This is a genomic window from Kitasatospora sp. NPDC059160, assembly GCF_042755465.1.
GTDB lineage: Bacteria > Actinomycetota > Actinomycetes > Streptomycetales > Streptomycetaceae > Kitasatospora.
The window spans coordinates 1-10,830 of sequence record NZ_JBHZCN010000179.1 but is presented as its reverse complement, the minus strand read 5'-3'; the positions used below and the strand labels follow the sequence as shown (position 1 = coordinate 10,830).

The following is a 10,830-nucleotide window of genomic DNA, read 5'->3' as shown; positions in this document are numbered from 1 at the left end:
GTACGTCCAGTACGAGGCCGACTCGGGCGCACGCCCAGCCGGGCGCCCAACGCCGCGCGCTGATCTGCCAAGATCCGCCGGACAGGCCCTAGGCCTTAGCTCTGGCTCGCCGAGTCGACCTGCTGGGGTTCGGGTTCCGGCGCGGTCCCGGGCTCGGGCTCGGGTTCCGGCCCGGGCGGGCCGGCGATCGGGGCCGGGCCGCCGCGGGCGTGGTCGGCGAGGGCCAGGAGGTCCTCGGCGGCGGCGCCCTGGGTGACGCCGACCAGGTGCCCGTCCGGCCGGATCAGCAGGACGGTGTGCGGCCCGGCGCCCGGGTACTCCTCGGTGACCAGCACCTCGGCGGGCACCGGCAGCGCGGCGCAGACCTCGGCGAGCCGGGGCATCAGGCCGGCGCCCAGCCAGTGCTCGGCCGACCAGACCGCGGTGCCGGGGGCGACCAGCAGCAGTAGGAAGGTGGCGCCCAGCCGGGCGTGCAGGTGGTCCGGGGTGCCGTCGGCGGCGAGCACCGGGAGGTCCGGGACGAGTACGCCGGGGGCGGTGGCGGGCAGCAGTTCGCTGAGCGAGGTGGTGCCGCGGGCGCCGCGCTGGACCGGGACCCGGCCGGGGACGCCGGAGGGCGCCGCCGGGTAGGCGGGCGCGCCGCCGAAGCGGCCGCTGCCCAGCTGGCCGTCGGCGAGCATCGGGGCGTGCTTGCGGAAGCCGCCGACCAGCAGTGAGCGGCGGGTCTGCTGCCAGCCGCGCAGCGGGCGCAGCAGCGGCATCGACTGGTCGACGGCGCGCAGCCGGGCGCCGACCGCGCCGCGCCGCTCGGCCTCGTAGCCGTCCAGCAGCGAGCCGCCGGGCTGGGGGCCGCCGGAGTGGAGGTGCCAGGCGAGGGCGAGCCGCCAGGCGAGGTTGTCGGCGTCGCGCAGCCCGTCGGCGAGGTTCTGCATGCCGAGGGCGCCGTGCAGGTGGGCGGCGTCGCCGGCGAGGAAGCAGCGGCCGTTGCGGAAGCGGGCGGCGAGGCGCTGCTGGGCCGTGTGGTCGGCGGCCGCGAGCAGCTCGTAGCGGGGGAGTTCGCCGCACCAGCCGGTGAGGGTGGCGGTGACCCGGGTGAGCAGGGTGTCGCCGGTGACGACGCCGGGCCAGGTGGCGTGCGGGTCGACCTGTTCGGTGGGGGCGGGGCGGCCGGGGGGCAGGCGCCAGTCGATCCGCCAGACGCCGTCGGGCAGCGGGCGGGCGGTGGCCTCGCGGTCGCCGCGCCACGGGGGTTCGCGGTGCAGCCGGGCGCCGTCGAAGGGCAGGTCGACCCGGACGGTGGCGATGGCGTTGCGGTCGACCGCGGGGCGGCCGGGGAAGCGGATCTTCAACAGCTTGCGGACGGCGGAACGGGCGCCGTCGCAGCCGACCAGGTGGCTGCCGCGCCACCAGGTGCTGGAGCCGTCCTGGGTGCCGTGGGTGCGGACGCTGACCCCGTCGCGGTCCTGTTCGAGTTCGACCACCCGGTTCAGCGGGACCAGCCGGACCAGCGGGGTGCCGGTCAGGGCGTCCCGCAGTCCGCGCTGGAGGCGGTGCTGGGGGAGGTGGAAGGTGGGCGAGTCGGTGAGGTCGATCTTCAGCACCTCCTGACGGCGGCGCCAGACCTCGAAGGTGTCCCACAGGGCCGAGTCGGAGACGGCCCGGGAGTAGCCGATCCGGGTCAGGAAGGCGGTGGTGTCGGCGCCGAGGACGACGCTGCGGGGGCCCTCCGGGCAGAGCCCGGAGCCCTCGTCCAGGACGACGGTCGGGACCTCGTGCCGGGCCAGCGCGAGGGCCAGGGCCAGACCGACCGGTCCGGCCCCGACCACGATCACCGGATCCATGCGGGGACCTCCGGGGACGAACCGGCCCATGGGCCGGCGTCAGTTACCGCTGCCGCATATGCCGCGTGGATGCTCCCGGGAGGTGTCACGAAGAGCAATGCAACAGTTCGCCTGGGTGTCCGTCAAGCAGCAGATGAAGTGCGCCGGTTCGCGCCGCGACGGCCACGTGCTTCGATCCACCGCGCGAGCGCGGTCAACAGGAGGCACAGGACGATGTAGATCGGGGCGATCACCAGGACCACGGGGATGTAGGGGAAGCCCGCGGCGTTCAACGGCTGGCTGGCGATCTTCTTGCCCATGAACAGCAGCTCGTTGTACGTGATGATGTAGCCCAGCGAGGTGTCCTTGAGGGTGACGACCAGCTGGCCGATCATCGTCGGCAGCATCGAGCGGACGGCCTGCGGCACCAGGATGCCGGACATCACCTGGGTCTTGCGCATCCCGAGGGCGTACGCCGCCTCGCCCTGGCCGCGCGGCACGGCGTTGACGCCGCTGCGGATGATCTCCGCCTGGACCGCGCCGTTGTACAGGGTGAGGCCGAGCACCAGCGCCCACATCGGGTCCTTGGCGAAGAACGCGTAGTAGAGCGCGACGATCAGGATCAGCAGCGGCATCGCCCGGAAGAACTGGACGACCGAGGTGCAGGTCCAGCGGACCGGCTTGTGGTCGGACAGTTGTCCGGCGGCCAGCAGCGCGCCCAGGGTGAGCGAGAGGGCGGCCGCCAGGCCGAAGGCCTTGAGGGTGGACAGCAGGCCGTCCACGATCATCTGCTGGACGAAGGTGTACTGGAACGGGTCCCACAGGTCGGCGTCGAACTGGCCGTTGTCGGCGAGCGCCGAGACGACGTACCAGAGCAGGCCCGCGATGCCGATCGCCCCGAGGACGCCGAACAGGCGGTAGCGGGCCCGGGCCCGGGGGCCGGGGGTGTCGTAGAGGACGCTCGCCGAGGCCTGGCGCTGGAAAACACTCATCGGGCCACCGCCAGTCGGGATTCCAGGAAACGGAAGAACGAGGCGACCGTCGCGCTGATCAGCAGGTAGGCGCAGGCCACCCAGAAGAAGATCGCGAAGATCGAGTAGCCGCGTTCGGAGAAGGTCTGCTGGGCGCTGTACAGCTCGCCGACGCTGAACGCGCCGGCGATCGCCGAGTTCCTCGGCAGTGCGATGAACACGCTGCTCATCGGGGCCAGCACCGTCCGGGTGGCCTGCGGCAGCACGACCAGGGTGAGGGTCTGGAAGAAGTTCATGCCGAGGCTGCGGGCGGCCTCCGCCTGGCCGAGCGGCACGGTGTTGATGCCGGAGCGGATCACCTCGCAGACGAACGAGGCGGTGTACCCGCCGAGCGCCAGCACCGCGAAGACGAGGTGGCTGAAGTGCACGCCCAGCGGTGGCAGGCCGAAGGTGACGGCGAAGAACAGCAGGGTCAGCGGGGTGTTGCGGAACAGCGTCACCCAGGTCGTGCCGAAGGCGCGCAGGACCGGCACCGGGGAGACCCGGAAGGCCGCCAGCAGGGTGCCCAGCAGCAGGGCGAGCAGGGCGCTGAGCGCGCTCAGCTCGATCGTCTGCAGGAAGCCGTCGCGGAACAACGCGAAGTTGTCCTGCTCGAACAGGAACCCCATCCGGCGGCCCTCCTCTCACAGATGGTCAGGGGCGGACAGTGTGCGGATCAGTAGCGGTCGAGGGTCGGGACCGCCGGGGCGGCCGAGCCGGACGCGCCGAGGGTGGCGTCGTAGGCCTTCTTCCAGTCGCCGTTGTCCTCGTGGGCCTTGAGGGCGTCGCTGATCGCGTCCCGCAGCGCCTTGTCGTCCTTGTTGAGGCCGACGCCGTAGTTCTCCTTGGTGAAGGGCTTGCCGACGACCCTGAGCTTGGGGGCGTACTTGGAGGCGTAGCCGTTGAGGATCGCGTCGTCGGTGGTGACCGCGTCGACCTCGCCGGAGAGCAGCTTCTCGACGCAGGCCGAGTAGGTGTCGAACTGGGTGATCTTCGGGTTGTACTGCTGGATGTTCTTGATCGAGGTCGAGCCGGTGGCGGTGCAGACGTTCTTGCCGCTGATGCTCTCCGGGCCGGTGATCGAGGTGTTGTCCTTCTTCACCAGGAAGTCCTGGCCGGCGATGTAGTACGGGCCGGCGAAGGAGACCGTCTTCTTGCGCTCGTCGTTGATGCTGTAGGTGCCGACGTAGAAGTCGATCTGGCCCTTGGCGATGGCCGGCTCGCGCTGCGAGGAGACCAGGGTCTGCCACTTGATCTGCTGCGGGGTGAAGCCGAGGTCGGCGGCGACCATCTTGGCGATCTCGATGTCGAAGCCGCTGCGGTCGCCGCTGGCGACGTCCTCCCAGCCGAGGTTCGGCTGGTCGGCCTTGGCGCCGATGATCAGCTGGCCGCGCTTCTTGGCCTCGGCCAGCACCGCGGAGTCGATCTTGACGTCGGTCTTGACCGTGTAGGTCGGCAGCGCCGGGGCGTTGCTGGCGCTCGCCGCGTTGTTGGAGGCGGCGGGGGTGCCGTCCTTGCCGCAGGCGGCGGTGGCGGTGAGCGCGACGGCACAGAGCGCCACGGCGAGGGTGCGGGAAGTCCTCATGAGGGTTGGTCTCCTGGGGCTGGGCCACGGTGTCGACCGGGCTCTGGCGTCTGGAAGTCGGTACACGTGCGGGGTCGGCCGGCGTCCTTGCCGGCGGCGGCCCCGGTGGTCTGGGAGGCGGTCCTGAACGGTCCCGGCCGGTTGCGGCCGGCCCCGGGCGTCAGTGGTGGAGGATCTTGGAGAGGAAGTCCTTGGCGCGGTCGGAGCGCGGCGCGGTGAAGAAGGCGTCCGGGGTGTTCTGCTCGACGATCTTCCCGTCGGCCATGAACAGCACCCGGTTGGCGGCGGAGCGGGCGAAGCCCATCTCGTGGGTGACCACGACCATGGTCATGCCGTCGGCGGCCAGCTGGCGCATGACCTCCAGCACCTCGTTGACCATCTCCGGGTCGAGCGCCGAGGTCGGCTCGTCGAAGAGCATCACCTTCGGCTTCATCGCCAGCGCCCGGGCGATCGCCACGCGCTGCTGCTGGCCGCCGGAGAGCTGGGCCGGGAACTTGTCCGCCTGGGCCCCGACGCCGACCCGGTCGAGCAGCTCGCGGGCGGTCTTCTCGGCGTGCCCGCGGAGCACCTTGCGCACCTTGACCTGCGCCAGGACGACGTTCTCCAGCACGGTCTTGTGCGCGAAGAGGTTGAAGCTCTGGAAGACCATGCCGACCTCGGCGCGCAGCCGCGCCAGCTCCCGGCCCTCGGCGGGCAGCGGGCGGCCGGACAGGGTGATCTCCCCGGAGTCGATGGTCTCCAGCCGGTTGATCGTCCGGCAGAGCGTGGACTTGCCCGACCCGGAGGGGCCGATCAGCACCACGACCTCGCCCTGGCGGATCTCCAGGTCGATGTCCTGGAGCACGTGCAGCGCGCCGTAGTGCTTGTTGACCTTGTTCAGCACGACCAGCGGGGCGGCTGCGGGGGTGGAGTCCTCGACCGGGCTCTCGGACATCGCGCCTGCTCCCTACTGTGTCGAACTGGGGTGAACCCTGCCTGCCCGGGAAGTTCCAACTCCCTTGGGCGGCAATGGTGATAAGAAATCCGGGAGCCGCGACCGGCGGAGCCGCAGCCCCCGGTGGGGCGACCATAGGAGCGGTGACGGTGCCCCGTCAGCCGATCTGAGCGGAACTTGAGGATCACGAAACGGCCACGCGATCCGTACGTACTGTTCGCGAGTGCGTCGACGGGGCATGTCACAGCGGGGATCCGTGCCGGTGCTCGCCGTCCCCCGCGAGCCCGGTCCGCGGGCGAACCTGGCGCCGGGCCGCCCGCTGGCCCATACTGCGCAGGACCGGTCCCGGACCGATCGGTCCGGTGATCACAAGGGGGAAGGAGGAGAACAGGATGCGACTGCTGCTCGTCGAGGACGACGAACGCGTGGCCGCGGCACTGGTCGCGGTGCTCGGCCGGCACGGCTTCCAGGTGCGGCACGCCCGCAGCGGGCACGAGGCGCTGGACGCCCTGGTGCCGGACGGCAACGACCCGTACCGCGTCGTGCTGCTCGACCTCGGGCTGCCCGACCGCGACGGCTTCGAGGTGTGCAGCCGGATCCGGGCCGGCAGCGGAGTCCCGGTGATCATGGTGACCGCCCGCGCCGACATCCGCTCCCGGATCCACGGTCTCAACCTGGGCGCCGACGACTACGTCACCAAGCCGTACGACATGGGCGAACTGCTCGCCCGCATCCACGCCGTCGCCCGCCGCGGCGCCCAGCCGTCCTCGGTCGCGGTGCCCGCGCCCGACGCCGTGCCGCAGCAGCGCGGCCCGCTGGAGTCCCGCGGCATCCGGATCGACCGCGAGCGCCGCCGGGTCAGCGTGGACGGCCGCGACGTGCCGCTCACCCGCAAGGAGTTCGACCTGCTGGCGCTGCTCGCCCAGAGCCCCGGCGTGGTCTACCGGCGCGAGCAGATCTTCAGCGAGGTCTGGCGCAGCGGCTGGGAGGGCAACGGCCGCACCCTGGAGGTGCACATCGGCTCGCTGCGCAACAAGCTGGCGCTGCCCGGCCTGGTCGAGGCCGTGCGCGGCGTCGGCTACCGGCTGATCCCCGACTCCCCGGCCTCCCCCGGGTCCGACCGGACCCCGCCCGCCCCCGCGGAGCACTGACCGCACGTGCGCACCCGCCTGCTCGGCATCCTGATCGCCCTCATGCTCTGCGTCCTGGCCGCCCTGGGGCTGCCGCTCGCGGCGGCGTTCGCGGCGGCCGAGCAGAGCAGGGTGGTGGTCGACCGGCTCGACGACGCCGCCCGCTTCGCCCAGGACCTGCCCACCTCAGGCGCCACCCTGGACTCCGCCCGCAAGGGCGACCCGGAGCCCGCCCCCGGCGACCTCAGCCGGCGGCACGCGATCGCCACCGAGGTCCAGCGCTACTACGACCTGTACGGCGTCCGCCTCGGCATCTTCCAGCGCGACGGCACGTCGATAGCGGTCGCCCCCCGCGACTGGGGGGTGCCCGCCGTCGGCTGGGGCGCCCAGGCCTTCCAGGAGGCGTTGGACGGGCGGCGCAGCCACAACCCGCCGCAGGTCTGGCCGTGGACCGAGGACCGGACGATCACCGTCGCCGCCCCCGTGGTGCGCGACGGCGACGTGGTCGCGGTGGTGCTGAGCGAGTCACCGACCGGGGCGCTGCGGGCCCGGGTGCTGCACAAGTGGCTGGTGCTGGCCGGCGGCGAGGCGGCCGCGATGGCCGTCGCCGTGCTGCTGGCCGTCCGGCTCACCGAGTGGGTGCTGCGCCCCGTCCGCACCCTCGACCGGGCCACCCACGACATCGCCACCGGCCGGATGGCCGCCCGGGTCGCCCCCGGCGGCGGGCCGCCCGAACTCCAGCGGCTGGCACGCTCGTTCAACGAGATGGCGGACCACGTGGTGCACGCCATGGACCAGCAGAAGGCCTTCGTCGCGGACGCTTCGCACCAGCTGCGCAATCCGCTCTCGGCCCTGCTGCTGCGGGTCGAGGTGCTCGGCCTGGAGCTGCCCGAGGGGCACGAGGAGGAGCTCAGCGGCGTCCGGGAGGAGGGCACCCGGCTGGCCCGGGTGCTGGACGACCTGCTCGGGCTGGCCACCGCCGAGCACGCCCGCCCCGAACCCGAGCAGACCGACCTCGCCCGGCTGACCCTCGCCCGGGTGGACGGCTGGCGGCCGGTCGCCGAGCAGCGCGGGATCGAGCTGCGCTGGGACGGCCCGGCGCTGGCGATCGGGATGGCCGACCCGATCGGCTTCGGCTCCGCGCTGGACGCCGTCCTGGACAACGCGCTCAAGTTCGGCCCGGCCGGCAGCCAGGTGCTGTTGCGGGTCTCGGTGTTCCGGGACGAGGTCGCGGTGACCGTCAGCGACACCGGGCCCGGGCTGACCGAGGACGAGCTCGCCCGGGCCGGGGACCGGTTCTGGCGCAGCGCGCGGCACCAGAACGTGGACGGCTCCGGACTGGGCCTGTCCATCGCCCGCACCCTGCTGGCGGCGGGCGGCGGCTCGCTCGGCTTCGCCCCGGTCCGGCCGACCGGGCTCGCGGTGACGCTGGCGGTGCCGCGGCCGGGACGGCCGTAGCCGTAGCACCCGGGGCCGCCACGGCCTGCCGCGGCTCCTGCGGCTCCTGCGGCTCCTGCGGCTCCTGCGGCTCCTAGGGTTTCACCGAGCGGTAGTAGCGTGCGGCGCCCGTGTGCAGCGGGAGCGGGTCGGTGTAGACGGCGGTGCGTAGGTCGACCAGCTGGGCGGCGTGCACCTGGGCGCCGATCTGGTCCCGGCTGTCGATCACCGCCCGGGTCATCCCCTCCACCAGCCCCGGGTCCACGTCGTCCCGGGTGACCAGCAGGTTGGGCACGGCCATGGTGGCGACGGCGTCCTTGGGCTCGGCGTTCGGGTAGGTGCCCTTGGGCATGGTGGCCGCCCGGTAGGCGTCGACGCCGTCGCCCTCGGCCTTGTGCAGGGCCTCGGACAGGTCGCCCAGCGGGACGACCCGGATCCGCATGTGGTCGGAGAGGTCGGTGAGCGCGCTGGTCGGCAGGCCGCCGGACCAGAAGAAGGCGTCGATCTTGTGGTCGCGCAGCTCGTCCGAGCCGTCGCTGACGCCCCCGGGGACGGGGGTGATGTCGTGGTCCGGGTCCAGGCCGGCCGCGGTCAGCAGCCGCCTGGTGACCAGGTTCACCCCGGACTGCGGCAGGCCGACCCCCACCCGCAGGCCCTTGAGGTCGGCGGTGCGGTGCACCGGGGAGTCCGCCGGGACGATCAGCTGCAGGTAGTCGTCGTACAGCCGGGCGATCGCCCGGAGCCGGTCCTTGCCCTGGCCCTGGTAGGCGGCGACCGCGTCGGCGGTGGCGATCGCGAAGGTGTCCTTGCCGTCGATCACCCGGCGGAGGTTGTCCACCGAGCCCTCGGAACTGTCCAGGGCCAGCCGCACCCCCGGCATGGTCTGCGAGACGTGGCTCTGCAGCAGCTGCCCGTACCGGTCGTAGACGCCGCGCGGGACGCCGGTCGCGAAGCGGGTCTCCCCGCGCGGGTAGCCGGGCGAGCGGCCCGCGGACAGCCACCAGCCGCCGAACCCGGCCACCAGCAGCACCAGGACCAGCACGGTCCGCCACAGCGGGCTGCGGGCCGCGCGGCGGACGGCGGCGCCGAGTCGTGACGGATCGGTGGGGGTCATGCAGGGATAGTGCCAGGCGCCCGGGCCGAACGGGAGGGGAACGACCGGTGGAAAGCTCGGGGAGCCGTTCCGCGAAGATCCGGGGAAAGGCGGTCCGCGGCTGCCCGTACCCTGGTCTGGTGAGCGGTGAGAGCGGATTGAAGAGCTACAAGGTCGTCACGCACGGCTGCCAGATGAACGTCCACGACTCCGAGCGGCTGTCCGGCCTGCTGGAGGACGCGGGGTACGTCAAGGCCGGTGCCGAGGGCGACCCGGACCTGGTCGTGTTCAACACCTGCGCGGTGCGCGAGAACGCCGACAACAAGCTGTACGGCAACCTCGGGCAGCTCGCGCCGGTCAAGGGCCGCCACCAGGGCATGCAGATCGCCGTCGGCGGCTGCCTGGCCCAGAAGGACCGCGAGTCCATCGTCAAGCGCGCCCCCTGGGTCGACGTGGTGTTCGGCACCCACAACATCGGGCACCTGCCGGCGCTGCTGGAGCGGGCCGCGGTCGAGCGCAAGGCCCAGGTCGAGATCCTGGAGTCGCTGGAGACCTTCCCCTCCACGCTGCCCACCCGCCGCGAGTCGGCGTACGCGGCCTGGGTCGCGATCTCGGTCGGCTGCAACAACACCTGCACCTTCTGCATCGTCCCGGCGCTGCGCGGCAAGGAGGAGGACCGCCGCCCCGGCGACGTCCTCGCCGAGATCGAGGCGCTGGTCGACGAGGGCGTCATCGAGGTGACCCTGCTCGGCCAGAACGTCAATGCCTACGGCTCCGACCTGGGCGACCGCGAGGCCTTCTCCAAGCTGCTGCGCGCCGCCGGGCAGATCGAGGGCCTGGAGCGGATCCGCTTCACCTCGCCGCACCCGCGCGACTTCACCGACGACGTGATCGCCGCGATGGCCGAGACCCCGAGCGTGATGCACCAGCTGCACATGCCGCTGCAGTCCGGCTCGGACCAGGTCCTCAAGGCGATGCGCCGCTCGTACCGGCAGGACCGTTTCCTCGGGATCATCCGCAAGGTCCGCGAGGCGATGCCGGACGCGGCGATCTCCACCGACATCATCGTCGGCTTCCCCGGCGAGACCGAGGAGGACTTCGAGCAGACGATGCACGTCGTCCGCGAGGCCCGCTTCACCAACGCCTTCACCTTCCAGTACTCCAAGCGCCCCGGCACCCCCGCCGCGGAGATGGCCGACCAGGTGCCCAAGGAGGTCGTCCAGGCCCGCTACGACCGGCTGATCGCGCTCCAGGAGGAGATCTCCTGGGACGAGAACAAGAAGCAGGTCGGCCGCACCCTGGAGATCCTGGTCGCCGAGGGCGAGGGCAAGAAGGACGACAGGACCCAGCGCCTGTCCGGCCGCGCCCCCGACAACCGGCTGGTCCACTTCACCAGGCCGGACGAGCCGGTGCGCCCCGGCGACGTGGTGACCGTCGAGATCACCTACGCGGCCCCGCACCACCTGCTGGCCGAGGGCCCGACCCTCGGGGTGCGCCGCACCCGGGCCGGCGACGCCTGGGAGAAGCGCCAGGCCAAGCCGGCCGACAAGCCGGCGGGCGTCATGCTCGGCCTGCCGAAGATCGGCGCCCCGGCCGAGCTGCCGTCGGCCGCCCCGGCGGGCGGCGCCTGCTGCGGCGACTGACCCGTGTGACGGAGGCCGAACGGCCCGGCCGGAGCGAGCGCGCGAGTCGCGGCTCGGAGCTCCGGCCGGGCCGTTCGGCTTTCCGGCTAGGGCCTGTCCGGCGGATCTTGGCAGATCAGCGCGCGGCGTTGGGCGCCCGGCTGGGCGTGCGCCCGAGTCGGCCTCGTACTGGACGTAC

The 10,830-nt window shown here is 72.7% G+C and carries 9 protein-coding genes; 3 read left to right on the top strand and 6 right to left on the bottom strand.

Annotation, left to right across the window (positions count from 1 at the left end):
* Positions 1 to 95 precede the first annotated feature (95 nt).
* The 5 genes from ACFXOZ_RS40695 to ACFXOZ_RS40675 form a co-directional block, all read right to left on the bottom strand.
* Positions 96 to 1,841, bottom strand: a complete 1,746-nt coding sequence (locus ACFXOZ_RS40695) for an FAD-dependent monooxygenase (protein ID WP_375889395.1) — start codon at positions 1,839 to 1,841, stop codon at positions 96 to 98.
* A 122-nt stretch (positions 1,842 to 1,963) separates the two neighbouring features.
* A complete protein-coding gene (locus tag ACFXOZ_RS40690; protein WP_375889392.1) occupies positions 1,964 to 2,812 on the bottom strand; it encodes an amino acid ABC transporter permease in 849 nt (282 codons plus the stop codon).
* A complete protein-coding gene (locus ACFXOZ_RS40685; RefSeq protein ID WP_375889390.1) occupies positions 2,809 to 3,459 on the bottom strand; it encodes an amino acid ABC transporter permease in 651 nt (216 codons plus the stop codon). The genes ACFXOZ_RS40690 and ACFXOZ_RS40685 overlap by 4 nt, the downstream gene beginning before the upstream one ends.
* 47 nt (positions 3,460 to 3,506) lie before the next feature.
* Complete coding sequence (locus tag ACFXOZ_RS40680; RefSeq protein ID WP_375889387.1) at positions 3,507 to 4,415, bottom strand: glutamate ABC transporter substrate-binding protein; 909 nt, start codon at positions 4,413 to 4,415, stop codon at positions 3,507 to 3,509.
* Positions 4,416 to 4,575: 160 nt separating this feature from the next.
* Positions 4,576 to 5,349, bottom strand: a complete 774-nt coding sequence (locus tag ACFXOZ_RS40675) for an amino acid ABC transporter ATP-binding protein (protein WP_360237471.1) — start codon at positions 5,347 to 5,349, stop codon at positions 4,576 to 4,578.
* 392 nt (positions 5,350 to 5,741) lie between these two features.
* Here ACFXOZ_RS40675 and ACFXOZ_RS40670 point away from each other — a divergent pair, with 392 nt between their 5' ends.
* On the top strand, positions 5,742 to 6,500 hold the full coding sequence (locus ACFXOZ_RS40670; protein WP_375889384.1) for a response regulator transcription factor: 759 nt from the start codon (positions 5,742 to 5,744) through the stop codon (positions 6,498 to 6,500).
* 6 nt (positions 6,501 to 6,506) lie between these two features.
* Complete coding sequence (locus ACFXOZ_RS40665; RefSeq protein WP_375889383.1) at positions 6,507 to 7,937, top strand: sensor histidine kinase; 1,431 nt, start codon at positions 6,507 to 6,509, stop codon at positions 7,935 to 7,937.
* 73 nt (positions 7,938 to 8,010) lie between these two features.
* On the opposite strand, the gene ACFXOZ_RS40660 is transcribed toward ACFXOZ_RS40665, so the two are convergent.
* Positions 8,011 to 9,030, bottom strand: coding sequence for a TAXI family TRAP transporter solute-binding subunit (locus ACFXOZ_RS40660; RefSeq protein WP_375889380.1), 1,020 nt, complete (start codon positions 9,028 to 9,030; stop codon positions 8,011 to 8,013).
* A 119-nt stretch (positions 9,031 to 9,149) separates the two neighbouring features.
* On the opposite strand from ACFXOZ_RS40660, the gene miaB reads away from it, so the two are divergent.
* Positions 9,150 to 10,652, top strand: coding sequence for a tRNA (N6-isopentenyl adenosine(37)-C2)-methylthiotransferase MiaB (miaB, locus tag ACFXOZ_RS40655; protein WP_380595071.1), 1,503 nt, complete (start codon positions 9,150 to 9,152; stop codon positions 10,650 to 10,652).
* Positions 10,653 to 10,830: the final 178 nt, after the last annotated feature.